At 32.6% G+C, this 19,430-nt stretch carries 21 protein-coding genes; 6 read left to right on the forward strand and 15 right to left on the reverse strand.

Features of this window, described 5'->3' with window-relative positions; all coding sequences use genetic code 11:
* Positions 1-143: 143 nt before the first annotated feature.
* The 6 genes from AAHI02_RS06350 to AAHI02_RS06375 all read right to left on the reverse strand — a co-directional run bounded on the left by AAHI02_RS06350 (position 144) and on the right by AAHI02_RS06375 (position 5,016).
* On the reverse strand, positions 144-770 hold the full coding sequence (locus AAHI02_RS06350) for a hypothetical protein (protein ID WP_346985965.1): 627 nt from the start codon (positions 768-770) through the stop codon (positions 144-146).
* A gap of 411 nt (positions 771-1,181) precedes the next feature.
* Positions 1,182-2,630 carry a hypothetical protein gene (locus AAHI02_RS06355; RefSeq protein ID WP_346985966.1) on the reverse strand — a complete coding sequence of 483 codons (1,449 nt, stop codon included), beginning with the start codon at positions 2,628-2,630 and terminating at the stop codon, positions 1,182-1,184.
* A 165-nt stretch (positions 2,631-2,795) separates the two neighbouring features.
* Positions 2,796-2,945 carry a hypothetical protein gene (locus AAHI02_RS06360; RefSeq protein WP_346985967.1) on the reverse strand — a complete coding sequence of 50 codons (150 nt, stop codon included), beginning with the start codon at positions 2,943-2,945 and terminating at the stop codon, positions 2,796-2,798.
* 37 nt (positions 2,946-2,982) lie between these two features.
* Positions 2,983-3,360: a hypothetical protein gene (locus AAHI02_RS06365; protein WP_346985968.1), complete on the reverse strand. Its 378-nt coding sequence runs from the start codon at positions 3,358-3,360 to the stop codon at positions 2,983-2,985.
* 474 nt (positions 3,361-3,834) lie between these two features.
* Entirely contained in the window at positions 3,835-4,629 is a 795-nt protein-coding gene (locus tag AAHI02_RS06370) for a hypothetical protein (RefSeq protein ID WP_346985969.1), read from the reverse strand.
* 9 nt (positions 4,630-4,638) lie between these two features.
* Entirely contained in the window at positions 4,639-5,016 is a 378-nt protein-coding gene (locus AAHI02_RS06375; protein WP_346985970.1) for a hypothetical protein, read from the reverse strand.
* Positions 5,017-6,398: 1,382 nt separating this feature from the next.
* Here AAHI02_RS06375 and AAHI02_RS06380 point away from each other — a divergent pair.
* Positions 6,399-7,304 carry a hypothetical protein gene (locus AAHI02_RS06380; RefSeq protein ID WP_346985971.1) on the forward strand — a complete coding sequence of 302 codons (906 nt, stop codon included), beginning with the start codon at positions 6,399-6,401 and terminating at the stop codon, positions 7,302-7,304.
* Positions 7,304-8,119, forward strand: coding sequence for a GLPGLI family protein (locus AAHI02_RS06385; protein ID WP_346985972.1), 816 nt, complete (start codon positions 7,304-7,306; stop codon positions 8,117-8,119). Before AAHI02_RS06380 ends, AAHI02_RS06385 begins: the two co-directional genes overlap by 1 nt.
* Before the next feature lie 134 nt (positions 8,120-8,253).
* Here AAHI02_RS06385 and AAHI02_RS06390 read toward each other — a convergent pair whose 3' ends face one another.
* From AAHI02_RS06390 to AAHI02_RS06420, 7 genes are all read right to left on the reverse strand, one after another.
* A complete protein-coding gene (locus tag AAHI02_RS06390; RefSeq protein ID WP_346985973.1) occupies positions 8,254-9,126 on the reverse strand; it encodes a toprim domain-containing protein in 873 nt (290 codons plus the stop codon).
* A gap of 441 nt (positions 9,127-9,567) precedes the next feature.
* Positions 9,568-10,662 carry a hypothetical protein gene (locus tag AAHI02_RS06395; protein ID WP_346985974.1) on the reverse strand — a complete coding sequence of 365 codons (1,095 nt, stop codon included), beginning with the start codon at positions 10,660-10,662 and terminating at the stop codon, positions 9,568-9,570.
* A gap of 42 nt (positions 10,663-10,704) precedes the next feature.
* Entirely contained in the window at positions 10,705-11,412 is a 708-nt protein-coding gene (locus AAHI02_RS06400) for a hypothetical protein (protein ID WP_346985975.1), read from the reverse strand.
* Positions 11,412-11,669, reverse strand: coding sequence for a DUF3853 family protein (locus AAHI02_RS06405; protein ID WP_346985976.1), 258 nt, complete (start codon positions 11,667-11,669; stop codon positions 11,412-11,414). Before AAHI02_RS06405 ends, AAHI02_RS06400 begins: the two co-directional genes overlap by 1 nt.
* Before the next feature lie 252 nt (positions 11,670-11,921).
* Positions 11,922-12,767 (reverse strand): RteC domain-containing protein, encoded by an 846-nt coding sequence (locus tag AAHI02_RS06410; RefSeq protein ID WP_346985977.1) that lies wholly within the window; start codon positions 12,765-12,767, stop codon positions 11,922-11,924.
* A gap of 49 nt (positions 12,768-12,816) precedes the next feature.
* Positions 12,817-13,551 (reverse strand): helix-turn-helix domain-containing protein, encoded by a 735-nt coding sequence (locus AAHI02_RS06415; RefSeq protein WP_346985978.1) that lies wholly within the window; start codon positions 13,549-13,551, stop codon positions 12,817-12,819.
* A complete protein-coding gene (locus tag AAHI02_RS06420; protein WP_346985979.1) occupies positions 13,526-14,527 on the reverse strand; it encodes a tetratricopeptide repeat protein in 1,002 nt (333 codons plus the stop codon). The genes AAHI02_RS06415 and AAHI02_RS06420 overlap by 26 nt, the downstream gene beginning before the upstream one ends.
* Positions 14,528-14,873: 346 nt before the next feature.
* On the opposite strand from AAHI02_RS06420, the gene AAHI02_RS06425 reads away from it, so the two are divergent.
* From AAHI02_RS06425 to AAHI02_RS06440, 4 genes are all read left to right on the forward strand, one after another.
* Positions 14,874-15,050: a hypothetical protein gene (locus tag AAHI02_RS06425; RefSeq protein WP_346985980.1), complete on the forward strand. Its 177-nt coding sequence runs from the start codon at positions 14,874-14,876 to the stop codon at positions 15,048-15,050.
* A 217-nt stretch (positions 15,051-15,267) separates the two neighbouring features.
* Positions 15,268-15,978 (forward strand): MauE/DoxX family redox-associated membrane protein, encoded by a 711-nt coding sequence (locus AAHI02_RS06430; RefSeq protein WP_346985981.1) that lies wholly within the window; start codon positions 15,268-15,270, stop codon positions 15,976-15,978.
* A complete protein-coding gene (locus AAHI02_RS06435) occupies positions 15,935-16,774 on the forward strand; it encodes a hypothetical protein (protein ID WP_346985982.1) in 840 nt (279 codons plus the stop codon). The genes AAHI02_RS06430 and AAHI02_RS06435 overlap by 44 nt, the downstream gene beginning before the upstream one ends.
* A 24-nt stretch (positions 16,775-16,798) precedes the next feature.
* A complete protein-coding gene (locus tag AAHI02_RS06440; RefSeq protein ID WP_346985983.1) occupies positions 16,799-17,068 on the forward strand; it encodes a DUF6520 family protein in 270 nt (89 codons plus the stop codon).
* Positions 17,069-17,239: 171 nt separating this feature from the next.
* Here AAHI02_RS06440 and AAHI02_RS06445 read toward each other — a convergent pair whose 3' ends face one another.
* Together AAHI02_RS06445 and AAHI02_RS06450 are read right to left on the reverse strand one after the other, a co-directional pair.
* Positions 17,240-18,193, reverse strand: coding sequence for a hypothetical protein (locus AAHI02_RS06445; RefSeq protein ID WP_346985984.1), 954 nt, complete (start codon positions 18,191-18,193; stop codon positions 17,240-17,242).
* Positions 18,194-18,537: 344 nt separating this feature from the next.
* Positions 18,538-19,359 carry a hypothetical protein gene (locus AAHI02_RS06450; protein WP_346985985.1) on the reverse strand — a complete coding sequence of 274 codons (822 nt, stop codon included), beginning with the start codon at positions 19,357-19,359 and terminating at the stop codon, positions 18,538-18,540.
* Between the last annotated feature and the right edge of the window lie 71 nt (positions 19,360-19,430).

Consider the following 19,430-nt stretch of genomic DNA (forward strand, 5'->3'; position numbering starts at 1 on the left):
CAAAGAAATTATTGAGAATTTTAATTTTTCATTTTTAATCTATTTTTTTTCATAGATTATTTAATTTTTATCTTTAAATTTTTATCATGAGTAGAAATTGCATCGTTTTTTGAGATTCATTTTTTATTTTAACGTGAGAGTTACTAAAACCAAATGATATTGTTATCTTCGAATTTTTTAGAATCACCAGTTCCTTCCAACTGCCAACCGTTATTATGGAATCTAACTAGTTTACTTTCTTCAACACTTTCAAGAGTATAGTTATTTTTAAAAACAGTTGCTTTCATAGCAATATTCGTTAATTCAAGCGATTGCCTTACACTCGGGTAAAAGATTGCATCAATTTCTCCATCTTGAAGTACAGTAAAGATTTGATTTGCATAGTGAGCACTTAAAAAATAATCAAAATGATTTGCATCATTAACTTCTTTACTGAAATAATCACAAATAAAGTGAATTAATAAATCTATTTGATCTAACAACCCTTTTGGATAATCTATTTTAGAAACAAGATTAGAATATTCTAATTGTGCTCGCATAGTCATTGAATTACTAACACGATTTTTTCTTGGAGAATTTTTGAAAATGGAATTTACCGTTAGATCATAATCAGTTGCAAGTTTCCACTTTGAGATAGTTATTAATTGTCCTGCTTCGGGCCTCATTTCAGCCAATGCAGTCAAAGGATTATCTGTTGCATATAATACACTTTGCCCAATTAGATTTGCTCTTCCATACTTTTTCACATATTTTTCGGGTGGATTTTCCAAGTATTTAATATCAGATATTCTTTTCTCCTCTTCAAAAATTCTAGAATTTATTGTAACACGTTGAAATCTCTCTATTTTAGTCTTGTAAGTTAAACCTGTTATAAAGGAGAAATTTTCAAAAAATTGCTTTAAAAATTCCGTTTCTTTTTCCTTTATTGAGTCCTTTTTTTAGAAAATTTCTAAGAAATTGAATCTTCTGGTTAAGAATTTCTATACTGTTTTCCATTGTTATTAGTTTTTGTTCTGATCGTTTTTTGAGATTTTATTTCATCTATAACGTTTTACAGTTTGGCAATATGGCTTATTTCGAAGCACTAAACTTTCTGTTTTGCACTAAAGTTCAACCGAAAAGTGGAACTTTAACTTAGTGCCACATTGCAAAACTGCTGTTAGATTAATTACTATAACTAACTATATTTCTTTGAATCCCCATTCATTCGTTTCTGTATTAATATTGGAAGAGTACAAAGCAATGTTATTGATAATATGACCTTCAAAAGAGCACATTTTAAGAATTAATGTACAACATAATCGATGTAACATAATCGAAGTATAAAATAATTTATCTATCTCATTTTCACCATCTTTTACATTTAAATTTCCGTGTAAAAAAAGATTTCTATCATTTATTACTTTAATTTCATTTAAATTCAATTCATAACCAATTTCCTTAAAAGGTAATGTCAATTTATCTTTATTAGTTGATTGATTAAGATTGTTAATTTTATTAATACCAAACTGTTTAGCTTCTTTACTCAATTTACTATTATTAAAAATGGCTAATAAATCTTTTTTAATAGTATTCCATTGCAGGGTTTCTATCATCTTTGGAGCTACAAGATTATATTTTTTATTTATAGAGTTGCAAATTGTTTCAAATGCAATACAGAATGCTCCTGATTGTAGTTCAAGACCTAATTTTGAGTTAGATAATAAAAGTAATGCTGCGCGAGCAAAGGATTCATTTTGATAAAACAGGTTAACCATATTATTAAATACATCTTCTTTTATCATTTGGATCCTAAATTTCCACTTTTGTTCAATTATATTCATCATCCGATTTTCTGCATTTTTAGCCTTCATTTTCTTTGAAATAGGAACTAGCACTGAATATGCGTTTGTAGTAAAGATGCTATATTGTCCCGAGATACTCTCTCTTAAAGATTTATAATACAAACCAACTGGAGAATTGAAGTTATCTCTATTACTTGCAACAATATAGGTTTCGTTTAAATGAAATTTTCCAGAAAAAAATCCTAATGTTAATAATGTACTGTGTGCTAAATTTTCTATTTCATTAAAGCTACATTTATACAATGATTCGGTTACTAAATAATATCTATTATTATGTTGGAATTGATAAAAATGTACTTTATTATTTTCACTATCTATTTTTATTAAGTTACCTTTTTGTATTCCATTAATTTTAATATAATAATTCTCAAAATCTTCAAAATTTTCTTTTTTATCTAATGGTACAATATATCTGAAAAAATATTTTTTATCTAAGTCTAATTTTGAAGAATAAATAGAATTTAGATTAATTTCAACTTGAAAATTAGAATCCGTGAGAAGGGGATCTCCAAAACTTGTAATTCTACTCATTTCACTAGGAATTATATAAGAGCGTTTCCTGTGACTTAAAGAATAAGTTTCTAAATTATTATATAACACTGATTCTACAGCTAAATGATCACTATTTTGTGTTTCGAACTTTAATATATAACTATTCGTCAATTTAGAAATATAAACATCTCTATTTTCGATAAATTGTATTCCTTTAATTTTAACTTTTTTCATTTTTAAAAATGAATTAATTAATTTCAAAGACGGAGTTAGGTTTTTATCTATTAAAGCCATACTATATAATTAATTACCGTTGATATTTTAATTTTGAGTTAATTTTGCATTGACAAATAACGTTAGTCTTGCATCATTTTTATTTTGAAATTTAGTATTAGTATTTAAAACTATCCTTTAAAAATAGAACGTCCTAACGGTAAACCGTATTTATTTTATCACTTTTTAAGATTTTAAATACTTCAAATAATCTTCTTCGTTTTTTATTATCTGAAAAATATCAGAAATTTGAACATCATTTAAACCTTGTTTAATCAAAGATAATCTAAGATTAATTTCTTGTTCTGTGGTCATTTTAAAAGGTATTTTTTCCATTGTTTTTTATATTTGCTGAGTATAAATTTTACATAGTTTAAAAATCGTTTTTAAACTTTTTATAGTTATCATTATTTTTCCAAAACGTAAAACATTCAGTAATTTTTTCAATTTCGAAATTTTTGTCAGCTTTTAAATCTTCCCAGTATTCATTATAAATCCCTTCACATAGTTTGTAAAAACCATCACCTTGTTCTTTGTCTTTACCTTTGTGAATAATTAAAGCACTTAAAAGAGGTCTTTTTCTTTCATTCTCATGTAATGAAATATCTCCCAACCATTCCCCAATTAATTGTCTATCTGATGGGTCGTCAAAATTTAGATTAAGCTGGAGTTGATTATTTAGTTGTGAGTAACTCCAGGTTGTTTTAGATCTTGCTAAATCAATCAATTGTTTTCTTATTTCATGAATCATGATTTATCATTATTTGAGATTAATTACTCATTAAACTTGTCAATATTATTTTGTTTTGAAACAGTTTTAGCTTTTCCTTTAACTATGGTTTCAGAGATATAAATCAACTGCCCTTTTTGTGAGTATAATAATCGGAAGTTAATAATCTAAAATACCCCTTCCTAAAGTGTGGTATTTTAGAAATTTAATACTTGGTTTCCCAATAAATTTCATCAGACATTTTAAAAAAACATTATTATCTGATCTATGTTCACCTCTTGGAAATGAAATTTTGGGTAACCCATCTGTTACACATTCAGGGAAGCATTTCATATTTGCCAACTGATAAATTACACTTTCTATTAATTTTTTCATATTCATATTCTTTAGATTATTGTGTTTTGAGATTTTATAAATACTTCCTTAGTAAGGTTTTATTATAAAAAGCTATCTCAAAGTGAGATAGCCTTTTAGTCCTTTCTTCACTAATTTAATTTATTTAATTAAGTCTACAGACACAATTATACCGTGCCATATCTTATTCTGATATACCCAATATTTCCTCCCTGTTCCCAATACATTGTCAAATCCAAATGCATAACCTAAACCAATTGAATTGAGTCCGAAAATAAAAGCCCCTCCATATGTAAATGCTGCTGACTTTCTATCGGAAATAAGACCTGGAGCATTTGATTTAGTCTTTAGATCAACTCCACCAATCCCAAACATTCCACCAAAAGTTATCGAATAATTTGTTATGTTGGATCCAAGGAACTTCTTTGAGGGATTAAAGCTGCTATAATTCAGTCTATATGCAGGAGCAAAATTCACATTAAATCCTGTCTCTACATTTGGTGGATTCAACAATTCATCTCCGATTCCTTTTCGAAATTTTAGCGGAACTGTTAGAGCTGTGAGTGAAAATTTACCATAATAAAATTTGAATGGTTTCTGTTCAAAATACTTATTATTGGCAAATTTTCGGACCTCATTGGTATAATAAATTTTATCCATTCCCTTGTAAGCCGCAACATTCTCAGGCTCTATGTCTGCGACATCCGTTTTAGTAATGCTATCTTTTATGTCTTCAGGTATTTCAAACCGTGTAGTTCTGTCATTAAGTACTGTCTTAAATTTTTTGATTGCTGTATACTCAATGACCTGATCCTTCACATCCCCCCCACCTTGTTTATTCACATATTTGTAGACCTTCTGTCCGGGAAACACTGTTTTATTTGCACTACATGATGATACCAGTAAAGCAAATATTATTGAAATTACTATTTTCATGATTCATTTTTATTTGTCGATGACTTCTTCGATGACGAGTTCTTTTCTTCCAGGGTAGAATACTGTTCGAGTATCTTTTAATAATAAAACAGCTGCAGAAAGGTTTCCTCCTTCCAAAGATTGAGATATATACTCTGAGCCGTCTTCTAGATTTATTATAACTTTCCCCATTGATGATGGATTATAATATATCCTGTAAGATGTAATGGCAATCGATGTTTTAGTAGTGTCACTTTTAGTAATGTAGACGGGCTGCTTGATAATTCTAAAATCATTTAGCTTTAGCCGTTCCTTTTCTTTTTGCTCTTTTTTTTCTTTTTCTTTTCCGTTTTCACAGGAGACAAAAAATAATGCGATCAATAGTAATGTGATTGTTCGAGTTTTCATTCTTGATTATTTAGTAATAAAATATAAATGAGTAATCCTAAGATTAACGTAGGACCAAAAATATATCTGCCTATTGTTTCAAAAGTCAGCTGTAGATTCTATACTCTTTGCTATGGAATTTAGAATTCAATATCATATTAATAATTCAGGATAGTGAGGCGGATTCATGTTTATTAATTGTTTTCGTTATGGTTAAGTTTTATAAATCTAATTTACGAAAAAAAGAAATTCAATATTTAGAAGTAACTCATTTTTAATTGATTATTATCAAGAAATATTTCAAAATTCATAACAACAAAAACATTAAACAATTGCGACTGTACTTTTTTCATTACTCCAATTAAACTCATTTGAGTAGTAGGTAAACATTTATAGATTAATATTCATAGATTCAATAGAGATTTCTTTCAGTAATTGTCGGATGAATATTATAATTCGATATCTCCGGCGCAATCTTAATGGTATATTCTAAGGCTCTTGTCTCAATTCACTTGTTGCAAGAATAACGATAAAATTATAAATGTTTGGCAGAGAATAAAACTGTCCAGTTTGTAAAGGCATTCCATTCAATTTGAGATTTTCCTTATATGAGTGAATTAATTTTATACATTGTATTTGGCTGCTCCGAATTCGGAATTATTTTCATCAAGTAATGAGTTTCGTCTGTCTGATAAATATTTGCTGTACCACCTGTATAAATATGAGTAAATTCAGAGACTCCATCTTTGAGACTGAAAGTTTCTTCTTTGTGACCAATAGTAAATACAATGATTATAAACCGGATTAGTTACTTAAAATTTATTTCTTAAATAGTCTTTTAAAATTAAATATATTCTAATTTATTGACTTTTTGTTTAAAAATAATTGCTCCCTTGATTGTGATATAAAATAATTTTATATATTTGACACGTTCATTTTTTTTGAAAACAAAAAAAAACTCACAAGAAATAATTAAGAACTATTTATGGTGGTGATGGAACTGATAAACTTTATGGAGGTGGAAATTGTCACTGTCATGGTTTACCACCATCTGAAAAACTACCAAACGGATTACCTCCAATTGATATCTATTCAGACAGCCCGCAACAATGTTATAAAGCATGTGAAGAATATAGAAAAGTTTAATAAAAAACTAAATTATCATTATGAAAAATCGAAAAAAACTTACAAGAGATCAATTAAGAACTATTAACGGTGGCGATGAAACTGATAAACTTTATGGAGGTGGAGAAGCAGGTTGTCATTGTCACGGATGTGCTCCTTCACCTTCTCAACCAACAGGTTTACCACCAGCAGATTTTTATACTCCAGGGAGCGCTCAACAATGCTGGACTAGATGTGACTCTTATAGAGCAAATTGTGGAAAATAAAATCTAATCATTTTGAATAAAGTTATTTTATTTAATAATAATAAAAGAGTACTAAGTACTCTTTTATTATTTTCATTTATAAATGTTTTTACTCAGCAAATTTCAATTATAAATAAAAATAAATCAAATATTGAAGTTGGGAATAATAAAAATATCTTTTTAGTGAACCCTGGTCAAACTAAGAATATTTCCTCGAAAGAAATTAATGGACTAACCGTTAATTACACTAGCGGAAATAATTTGATTACAAAATTTATACCTCTATTTCTTGATGTTAATCAATCTTTAACAATTATTTTTTCTGAAAATTCTGCTAAGTCTATTGAATTTAAGGGAGATCATGATGCTTTAGAAGATTTAATTGTTAATCAACAACATTATATATTATATAAAAACATTGTAAAATATCAAGATATATATTATAAAATGAATTCAAACTCGGAGTTTATAAATTTTTCAGAAATCGTTTTGTTTGACTATCTATATGAAATCAAAAAGTTGAATAATACATATACTGGTAATAATGATGAAAGATATAAAATAATAGAAAATTATGTTGTTAACGATTGGGTAGCTTCGTTATTTATGGTCTTTACAGGCGCTAAATCATTAGACAATAAATCTAAAGATTTGACTTTATATTATTACAATAAGTATATTAAAAAAGGATTTGAAGAATGTGAATATAAAGAAAAATATAATATTATCAGTGAATTAGCAAAGTATATTAATCAACTTAAAATAGATCTTCAAAAATATCCAATCATAGAAAATACGGACGATGATTATATAAATCAGTACTTACCTAAAAGCTGTCAAAAATATTATTTCATTAATAATTACCGTTATTACGATCATATTAATAATCCAAAGAAAGATTATTATAAAAATATATTAAAAGAAAAATTTTCTAATTGATGTTTAACTTTAAATGCGCTAACTTTTTATTGGTCTTTTATTTTTTAAGTGGATTTATTTTTTGTTCGTCTCAAACTTACAAGGTACTTTATAAAGTAAATTTTCATCCACAAAAAAATAAAACAGTGCTTAAAACTGAATATATGCGTTTAGAGACATTATCTAAATCAAAAAGTATATTCTATAATCAAATAAATAAATCTGATTCAATCTATAGTTTATCAGGGAACGCGACACCCTATTTACGGTTTACAATAACTCAAGATGATAAAAAATATAATTATTATGGATATTTCAATGATCTGTTTTTTGTTTTTAATGAAACTTTAAAGGTTGATTGGCATATCGGTAATAAAACTTCAAGTTTTAACGGCTATAAAGTTCAAGAAGCAAAAATAGAATTAGATGGAAGAAAATGGATAGCATTATTTGCATCAGAAATCCCTATTACATCGGGACCTTATAAATTTTCAGGCTTACCAGGATTGATATTGAAAATATATTCTGAGGATGGGGATTATAACTTCGAAATGGTAGAACTCATCAAGGGAAGTTCTGAAAACTTTTCAGATATATTTCAAACAAGTAGATACATAAATCTAAAAAAGAAAAAAATAGAAAATTATATAGCTAACTTTTTAAAAGATCCGGGATCAAATAGTTTTACTTTACAAAATACTTATGGAGACAGATTTGATTATAGCTTTAGTGGGGAAAGAAATAGCTCATATCGAGAAATGAATGAGTATGTTAAGAATGTCCATGAACTTTATAATAATCCTATTGATAGTAAAATTTATATCTTGATTTTTTAAACATGGATAGATATTTTCATTAGTTATCTGCCTAAATCAATCGCTTCTTTAGCATAATTTATAGCCTTTTTTTGCGGCATTTACTAAAGCTTGTTGCGGCATATACTCATTGGAATATCTTTTAAAGGACCAAATTAATAAGAAAACTTCAACTTAGGAAGGTAATTTGTTTTTTTTACAAACCATTCATTCAGATCTTTAAAGCCGTGGAAGATTAAAGAGCAATCCTCTACATTGTCATATGTAGTATTAATTTTTAATGCAACTGATTTCCCGTTGGCATCATTGTCCAGAAAAAGCAAAATCTTTCGGTATTCTTTTAATATCGTTTCCGCTTTAAAAAGCATTGCCGTAGAATTTAAAACTAAACAGTCGCAGGTCAAATTAAACTGATTTTCAACATTGCAAAAGCTAAGATAATCAAAGAAGCCTTCGAAAACAGCCACCTCATTATTCATACTATTTGAATTGTTGATCCAAGTTAAATCTTTAGGACCCAAGCAGAGTTTAGCATACTTATTCCTTATTTCAAAACCATCGGAATTATTTTTAAATCCAATTCCGAAATATTTTCTTCCTTCCAATTCATAATGAACCTCTCTTACCCATTTTTTTTGGTCAACAACTTTTCGTAATTCCAGATATTGAAGCAACGCAGGATGTCTGATTTCGATAATTTTTAAAATTTTATATAGAGGTTCTAATTGTGTTTCTTGGATCAAATGTTCAGTATTAGCTATAAAATCAAACGACGACAGATATTTTAATGCTTCCGAAACAGAACATTTCTTAATTTGCTGCACGATAGAAATCACATCGTAACTTTTTCCCGTTCCGAAATCAAACGCCGCATTCCTGATAAAATCCACGCAAAAGCTGGGAATTTTTTCTTCTCTGTCCAGCGCAAAGTAAAAAGCGGTTCTACGATTTTCTTTGGCAGGAGAAAGTCCGAATGACTCCAAAACAGCACGTATGCTCATAGTTTGCCTGATTTGTTCGCAATTCATTTTTTTTTCTTTTTTAAAGCAGATTTCTCTTACCAATTCCTTTTAAATAAAAAATAACTTTTTCATCCTTTTCACTTTACTTTTAGCTATTTGATATACTGCAGTCTTAGAAACCGTTTTGATGATTTTCGGGATTAGTCCAATTCCGACATAGAGATCAGTTCATTTCCGAAATTAAAATGAGTTGAAATCCGAAAAAGCAGCGTTCTTGAAATGAGCGCAAATCCGTTTTCAATTACAATCAATTCTTAGATTAGAATCTTATCCACAATCTTGAGGTATAATTATCAAAAGCAAGCTTACCAGATTTTCCGGAATGAGTCCAATTCCGAGATCTAATTCCTAATCCCTATTCTTTTAACACATCATTAACTTCAGCGAGCGCCATTCCGAATTTGAAAGCAGTACAATTCCGAAATACGGATGAGTACCAATCCGTATTCAAAGGATAACCAGATATCCATTGGGCAGCAACTTTCCAACTTTGGTTTCATGATAGAGCTTGATTATATTGTCCTGAATTTCCATCAAAAATAACTTCCCCCGGAATTCAGTGGAGGGTTTACCCTCCAATCTGTTTTCTTTGATAAAAATCCTGAATGCTCTTTCGATGAGTTCCCGTGTCTGATAAATATTTCTATACTGATAGGAAAACTGTTGCATTTCATCATCCTGTAAGCCATATCTTTTCCTGAAATACCTTAGTCTTCTGGTAATATCGATCTTTGTTGTATCTGCATTTATCTTTTTTTCCGTCAAAGATTCTGTAGAATATGGTATGATCGAGATCATATCACCCTTATATTTGAAATGAAATGACAAATTATTATAGCGATCAAGATTTAATCTCGTAGGCTTCAGAAATTTAAAGCATAGATCATTGGCCGTCTTATAATTGAGCCCAAACTTTCTGTTTAATGTGGAAAGCTTCAGGATTGTTCCTGTCTGCGGTATTTTTGCTAACCATATTGCAAAGATGATATGCTTATTGTTCCTGATATTATAGACCAGATTATACAGGACATAATTATACTCCGGAATGACCATCAGTTTTTTAAGCCAGTAACTGCTGATCAGAAAGCTTGTATATCCACGGTCTTCATAGCTTGGTGTAGAAATAAGTCCTCCAAAAGTTCTGATCTCCCTTCCTTTTGAATTCAAAGACGTGTACCATCCCATTCTGAATTTCGCCAGAAACTCGTAGGCATCGATCACCTGTCTGCTGGAACCGCTTGGTGAGATCTTCAGGTTCCTGATTTTCATCGAGGTAAATATGTTATTCTCAGTTTCAAACTCTTCCTCAAACAAACACAGCTGCTGTGGACGGTCTTCCGGCCTGAACTGCTCGCTGCTGATAGTAGCTATGATATTAAAGATGACCCGAAGCGCATTGATCGGAATATCGGCCGCTTCCTGATCTTCAAATATAAAATCATCTACAAAACCATTGCCCAGCCTGATTCTTTCCGGCTCCTTCCCTTCCCTTGGTGTATACTCCTTTTTGACAAGTCTTCGGTCCTTCTGAGGAAATATCATAAACGTCTTATTTTTAATCACTTATTACATTTCAAAAATTCACTATTGCTCTTTCGGATGTATGATCTCAGGTATATTGTGTACGGTCAGCTCATTTTGAGCAACTTCCGAAGTCAGAAAAGGCAACACATTCTTCAGGGATGACTGCCAATTGGTTATGGGTCTTCCTGAAGCGTTTCTCCAGTTACTCTGAAGCCAGACTGAATGTTTTGCCATGATCTGATCATCGAGTTTGATATGATAAGCATCCAACGTTCGGGCATAGTCTAAAAACTCTTCCGGACCCGGCACCACTCTGCCGTCTATTAAAAGACTTGTAGGTTCTAAAGGTATATTCTCATCAACGGTTACAGCTGAATTATCCTTCTCATCAATTTCCTTACTTTCTAAAACGTTCTCATTCCTTCCAAAGCAGTCGATAATACCTGATACAGGTTCATTGTGAACCTTGTCAAAACTTATTGGTTCTAAAGGGTAATTGACCACCAGCCTGTAAATTCCAGCAATGCCCTGTAAACTTTGATATTCGATCAATCCGAATTTGCTGAGCTTTTCCCTGGTGGCTTTTACAGTAGCCCTGTTTATGCCCAGCCTTTTTGCCAATTCGATATCAGAGATCGTAAACTGGTACGCAACTTTTTGTTTAACAACCTGAAGTAAATACAGATACAATGAAATAGCAGCCGTGCCGGGTTTCGTCTTTTCAACGAAAAGCCAGAACCTGTCGATGAGCTCAATATAGTACATCATTATTTCTTTCCGAAAAGCTGCAAAGCCTTCTCTTTATCGATAATGATAATATTGCCGTTCTGAATGATCGCCTTGTCAAGAATACCCGAAGATTTCACTTCCGATGCTTTCGAGACCGAGCATCCCAGAATCTTTGCCAGGCCTTTCAGCCCGTATTCATATTTCTTCTCAAAGCTCAGATTCTTCGATACCTCAAGGAATTCAGCCACGGTGAGCTGCCAGATCGGTGTTTTGGGGTCAATGGTTTTCTTTTCCATAGTTTTGATATTGAATGTCTGGTTATAAAATAGTAACAGTGCAAAGTTTCAAAATCAAAGAATGCAGTTTTCGGTAGTTCTTCGGTACTACCGAAAAATATCATTGCAAAACGTATGAATAAACACTCGATCAATAATGATAACTGTGGAATCAAATAATTTTACAACAATTTCACCCAAAAACACAGATAATGCATCCTGAAAACATCATTCAGGACGAAAAAAAATATAAAATAAGAAGAAAAAGGTCAATTATTCATCAAGGGCATCCAGATATTGATTAAAATTTTGCTGCAATAACGAAAGAAATTTACTTCTATCCGTTTTCCGCAACCGAAGCTCCGCAAGAGTCTTGTGGTAATTTCCTAAATTAATATTCATTGAACTTTCTGCCCATCTGAAAATTTCTGCAAGGTCTGAATGACCACCATTGAAGCACTTGGTAAGATGAAGCGCATACAGCAGTTCGGTTAGTGCCACCTTTGGGGCTGTCCATTCAATTTGCTTAGGAATTTCTACATCTTTTCCCACGTAGTCGCCGGAATTTATTTTGCTGCTGAGAAATTGCTCAAGCATATCATTGGCAATAATCTGCGAAACAAGATGATCATGCGATGTTGAAAATTCCTCGTTATAGCTGTAGAGCTCAGGGCTTAGCTTCAGCTTAAAGTCAAACTTGAATCGTACAAAGTATTTCTTGTCAAGATAGGTTGATTTCCGTCGGTAATAGTTGATAAATTCCTTATGCTCATGATAAAAGTGCAACAGACCGCCTCTCTCATTTTCATAGTATTCCTTCAGAACTTCAGGATCCGCAAATGGCTTCGAAGCTTCAACTGACAATACATTGGAATAATAGATATAGACGGCAATAAATTTTGGTTTGGTCATCTTGAAGAACCAGATCTCTTCGCTCCAGTCGGCGAACTCGTACTGGCGAAGCAGATCCTTTAATTGCTTTATTGCCGAATCGGTTTCCATCAATATTTCTTCTGCCCGGCTTATTATACTGTTGTCACTCCTGTTGATCTGATCGATAGCCTTGTTGAGATCTAGCCAGATTTGATCTATCCTTTTTCTGAAATGTTTTCCGTTCATACGTTTATCTTTAATGTTTACGTAAAAATCAGGTTAAAAACAGATAAAATCAATTTCCCCTTAGCTGCTGTTGCCTTTTCCTGATGAAATCGGTCGGCCGCATGCCGTTGATCTCAAGGAAATGGGAGGAGAATTTCTGACGGTTGGTCATTCCACACTCAACGGCCAACGCGTCAATGCTGTAGTTCAGATATTTGCTGTCTTCCAGCAAAAGCTTGGTGATATAGTTGATCCGCAACTGTTTAAGATAACTTGGAAACGTAATACCCATATGAACATTAAGAACGTAAGACAGATGAGTCCGGTTACTACCCATCATCTTAGCAACTGTCGGTACTGTTAAATTCTGCTCAAGAAACAGCTTCTGATTTTCGAATTCCTTCAATTTGTTCAGTATGTCTTTGATGACCTCGGGGCTGTAGAGACTTTTTTCATCCGGATCTACCGGAAGGTCCTTTGCTGGTTCCTGTCCTTCCGACTCCTTCAATCTGGCTAGCAGTTGCCGGTACTGAAGTGTGAGTCTCCTCTCCCTTTTCCGGGACCTCACAATGATGTAAGACATAGAGATCATTCCGGTTCCCACTGCAATATAAATTAATGCCAGATCCTTATCATGTTTCTTTTCAAGCTGTTTTTTCTCTTCCATCAGAGTATCGGTATCATACTCACGGTAAAGCTTTGCAGAAAGCATTGCAAAATCAGCATTGATAATCGAATCTGCCCTTAACAGCTGGCCGGTGTAATACAATTGACTGTCTTTATCTTTTTTTGCTTTTTGCATCATCAATCAGGGTTTCGTAATTGGACCTGATCTCAGGCGTGATGAAGCGAAATTTGTTGACCAGCGAATCTACCTTTTTAAAATAATTGATGGCTTTAGTCCTGTCATTCTTCTCTAAGTATGATTGACCGATGTAAAAATAAACATTCGTCAAAGAAGCGTGATCTTCTACACGGCTCAGAATATCCCTTGCAGCAACCAATTGTTCCAGTGCTTCCACAGGTCTGCCCTGTCTCAGCAGTTGAATACCTTTACCTTTTCTGAACAATCCCAACTCGGGCAGAAATTCGTTTCTTTTTTGAAGCCCGGCCAATCCTATGTTTATAAGAGAATCCTCTTTATGATAAAGATGCATATGTTTGTAACAGGTGCTTAAACGGTAGATGCTGTTAAAATAGCCTCTCTCATTATTGATCTTCACCGTCACATTTTCATCGTCTTTTGCCATTTTCTCGAAATAGTTGCCGGCTTCAAAAAAATGTTCAACAGCTTCCTTGTAATAGCCCAGATAACTTTTAACCATCCCAAGGTGATATGTGATTTTATTTCTCAGGTAAAGATCTTTTGAATTCTTTGAATACTTGAAGGCAATGAGATATTCATCAAGGGCAGGCTTATACTGTCTTCGATTGTAGTAATAAACAATCCCCTTACCCAGATATGACCTTGCGATCTTGTCTTCATCACCGGATTTTATCGCAAAGATGATAGCGCTATCGGCATATAATAATTTTCTTTCAGGCTTTTCGCTGTAGTATATGGCCTCTTCATAACCTCTAATCAGCTTTTTGAGATTATGCTCACTCTTTGCTTTTTTCAGATAGAGGTTTACAAAGACCATTGCCCTTTCGTCATTTTCCTTATAGGCATTAAATAATGTAGCAATTTCCTTGTACGATCTTTCCGGGAATTGATGACCGTCAATAAAACACCAAAACAGATTAAAGATCAGCAGTAAAATCCTATTATGATAGTGCATAACGATGATATATATTCAAATTTACTCAAAAATCAACAATTAAACAGCTGTTTTAAAACCTGTTGATATCATAGTTTATTACTTACTGATTATCAAAAATATAAACTAAAAAACATAGGGAACAATGTACCAATCATTCCGTAACAATGGATATTTCGTTACCACATTCGCTTTTTTTTCTGCTACGAGCCTTCTAATTTCGATGTAAGAATTCTACTCAAACCCCGGCCGGGATAACTTTTTTTAAAACCATCAAAATTACAAACCAAAATGAAAAAGTATATCTCAATTTTAATGCTGGCACCGGTACTCGGTATGTTATCGTGCGACAGAGAAACCAATAATAATGAAATGTCTGACGACAAAGTGCAACGCATCCAAAACAAGAGCAATCAACACAAAATCCGATCCGCAAAAAAGCCCGGAAGCACAGGTTGATTCTGCGTCTAAGGAAACAGGTGATGACGATGAACCGCAAGATGACAAGCAACATTGGAAAGTGCCAATCGATTCAGTGTGGTAGCCTAAACTAAACGCAAACGATAAGCTTCGGTATGGAAGATCAGAAGATTACGCTGATAACAGGACGAAAATGCACCGTCAGCGGTGAATGGGAAACAGAGGGAAGGCTCAGTACGATCGTATACGTATCCAAGGGAGAGATGATGCCGGCCTACTGTGGTAAAAATGTCAAATGGATATTGATCAGAAAAGGATAGAACATAAATAAAAGCAGACCAATGAAAACCTTAAAGTCAAGATTTGTAGAATACGTCAGTTATTTTTTTATACTGTTGTTTTGCTATGCGAGCATCAGCAAGATTATGGATTTTGAAAATTTCCAGGTTCAGGTTGCGCAATCACCACTTTTAAGTGCATATGCAATTTGGGCAACTTATGGTGTTCTGATCTTTGAATTGCTCGTGTGTTTTCTGCTGATTTTTGATAAATCACGGTTTGCAGGACTAATTGGAGCATATGCTATGATGGTCCTGTTCACCATCTATATTTTCCTTATCCTTCATTTCAGTGACTTTGTTCCTTGTTCCTGTGGTGGGATCCTTGAAAAAATGGATTGGAACACCCATCTCATCTTTAACCTGATCTGTGTAATAGCTGTTGCCATTGCACTTTTAATGACTGCTGAACGCCGTAAGATCAACAGAGGTAAAATCAGCTTGATTCTTATTCTGATTGCTGTAGTTTGCATGGTCATCATGGTTTTTCTTCACAAAAGATCAGAGGACATTTTGCAGAGGGACAATGGTTTCCAAAGAAGATTCCTGCAACACGCGATATCGAAAGAGTCCGACTATGATCTGAAGTTAAACTCATACTATATTGCAGGATTTTACAGTGATACGCTTTTCCTGGGCAATTACACCGCTCCTTTTTTTACTAACAAAAATGATAGATTCCTCAGGTTTAATCCAGCAACCTCTCCAACTTGAAAGGACAGACCTTAAATTCAGATCTCCACTCGTGGAGGTGACTGACAGCATCACTTATTTTTATGATGGAACAGTACCTGTGATTTTTACTGCAAAAACAGGAACAAATATTCTGAAGGAACAGAATACAGGTAAGACCTTTTTCAGAAAGATAAGAAATATTGATCCGAACCATTTTGTGATCTCCGCATTTCACCGTGGCAGGAAGACACAAGCCTTAGGTATTGTTGGCAGAGGAAGCAAGGATTCCGTTACGCTTAATACCGACCTGCTAAAAACAACCGGGGAAGGCTTTTTTGAACCGGACGGACAACTGAACTACGATGCTTCTACAGGAAAGGTGGTTTACGTGTATCATTATAAAAATCAGTTTATCGTCACGGACATGTATCTCAGATCTGCGCGCACATATCAAACGATTGACACGACAAAAACTCCTCGACTGGGACTGTCCGTTCAACGCGACGGAACCCGCAAGCTTAATAATCCCCTTATCGTAAACAAAAGATCCTTTGCCTACAAAGGTGTGCTCTTTATAGAATCAGACCGCAGAGGAAAGCTGGAGAAGAACAGAGGAAAAGAAGCGGTCACCATTGATTTGTACTCCATACTGGAGCAGAAATACTTAGGCAGCGTCAGTATTCCCGACAGATCTGAAAAAAAACAGATCCAGTTTGCGGTCTACAATGACCTCCTGTATATGATCGTAAACAGCAAACTCAATAAATTCCGCCTTACACGCATGATTACTCAACATTTTATTTCAGGGGAAGCCGAAAACCTGAACAAAGAGTAGGCACCAATAACAAATTGTATCATTATGAAAACAATGAGAAAAATCGCATTGCCTTTTGCCATCCTTTTGATAGGGGCAGGTAGTGCGTATGCTACAAACGCAGCATCAGCAACAAAAGCCGTTGAAGTATTAGGCTACAAGTTTAATCCGGAAAATCCGGAACAACCTTGTGAGATGACAACGGAAAGATGTGAGACCATTAATACAGGAATCAGCTGCCAGGTAAGTGATGCTTCCGGGGTACATAACCTGTACGACTCTGCATGCGAAAGTGAACTTTTCAGAATTCCGTAATGCATTGACTTTTAAAATTTGATTAAGAAGGGTGCCTGAAAGCACCCTTTATTTTTGAAAGTAAAATTAGAGTAGATAAGAATCTATACATTTAATAAAACTCGAAAATAATGTACTTTTCTAATTTGTAATTGCATTATCTTTTTCAATTATCTCCCGAGATTAATATTTTCATCTAGTATTATATTTCCTATATTCTTCATCTTGTAGTTCGTCAAATTTGTAATGTAAAGGCTGTTTCTTCTCACTGTAATCTGTGAAAATATGATCAACAATTGTTGCCGGTATATTTATTATTGATGGTGCTAAATCAACAATATCTTTGCAATTAGTATGATGCTTCAAAACTGTATTATGGTAATCTTCGAAATTAATTACATCTCCAATTAATTTTGAGTAAACTTCACTACTTACATATGCACCTGGAAATACATGAATAAAAGATTTTTTGTTCTTTTTAAAGTAGTCTTCAGTAGAATGCTCATTTATAACTTTTTCTACATTATAAAAGTGCGTGAGCCATTGTACTAATATTCTTTGGTTTCTACGAAAAACAATAGCACTATCAAGGGATTCTAAATTTTTTATACTCAAGGCTATATCATGCTTATACTCTTCAGAGGTTTCATGATTGGTTGATGTCTTGCTATCAATACCGTTAATTGTTCCCACAGAAACCCGCAATTTCCTTTTTTCAATGGGTGTTATCGAGTCAAGAGGATTTCCTAATTCATAGAGATACGTAGCAGGAATTTTTTCTTTCGAATAAATGTATTTAACAACGTTTTTGTAATCTTCATAAATAGGATCATTAGTAACGAAAGAAGTTGGCTGAGAATAAGGATCTATTTTTACTTTGTAGAATAAAAACTGCGCTGCATTTATGAAAAATAAATTAACCACAAGCATCAGAAACGCTTTCTTTTTATTCAGTTCTATTGAAAATGGCCATAATAGAATGACAATAAAAGAAACAATAAACAACAGTATGCTAGCTATATAAAGAAAAACATAATTTTCGTACCGTAAAAAATTACTATAAATGATAATTTCTATAGGTGTAAAGGAAAATAGAACCAATGATAAGAAAATGATATTTTTTTTCAGATTAAATTTATTGGTCACAAGTTTTGAGGATATAGTGAACAGTAATAAGATAGAAAATTGCGCTAAAATCCCATCGATTGCGAGATTTAAATTTGATTGAAGCTCATTCTCGCTTTTATTTGCTAAGAAATAAAATGAATTACTGAAAATAAAGTAGAATAAGAACCGCGAAAAAAATATAACCGGCACTTTGTCTAGAAATTTTTTCTATTGTAGTATACGGATGCCTATAAAAATATATCAGATCTTTTAACCATTTAATGAAGTTTTCGACAGTAAAATCTCCAAAAAGTTTTTCAAACATTTTATCCATTTTTCATTATTATATTTTCGTGAATATGAAACAAACGACTTTCGTATGATTACAGTTTTGGTTGGTCTTCTTTGCTATCATGCTTCTCACTAAAATTAGTGATTGATCGTACTGAGTGAATTATCATTGACAAAAAATTTGAAAATTTAAAATCCAGTTGTCCTGACAATCCGTGAACTTTATCAAAAGCTAAAAATGTAACGAATGATTGCAGAATCGCAACGTCATAGTTTTTGTCGGCATATAATGACTGATTTTGTAGTTTATAAATATTCATAAGTATCAGTAAGATGAAATAGATGGAATATATTAGAAATTTCACCACGTTTTGTGATGCTACATAATCCGTTAAGCTATCCAGCTTTGCATTATTAGCAAAGGAATAGTTTGCTGTGTACATTGAGCTAAGCCACTGAACGAATCTTCTTAATTTATTATTAAATATAACTGCTATAAAAACAGCAGAAGTAAATATTAAATATATTTTTAATTCAGCAGATAAAGTAAGAATTTGGAAATAAGAAAGCACAGCAACCACAGCTCCCGGTATAGCAAAACAAAACATCAGGTATAGAGTGTAATGAAAAAGTAATGATATGACTGGCAGTAATAAACCGACGATCGATATTAAAGCGAATAGTGGCGCGAGGTAGATATCAATGCAAATACGCAAGTACTTTTTTCTAATTTTAACCGACAGTAAAGCGATGATGAAGCTGGAAATTATGTAAATCAAAATAAACCAAATCCAATTTGGCCTAATTACTACGTTCTGAGATAAGTAATTTACAAGGTAAAATACAACGGCTGTAACACTGACTAATAATGCGATTGTAGCCCCTGCAATAATTTCTTTTGAGTTCTTTTTCAATGTAATAGCTTTTATCGAATATACGAAATTGAAAAAGAAAAAAAACAGTTGAAGATCTTAATCGATGTTTT

Source organism: Chryseobacterium sp. POE27 (genome assembly GCF_039727685.1).
Taxonomy (GTDB): domain Bacteria; phylum Bacteroidota; class Bacteroidia; order Flavobacteriales; family Weeksellaceae; genus Chryseobacterium.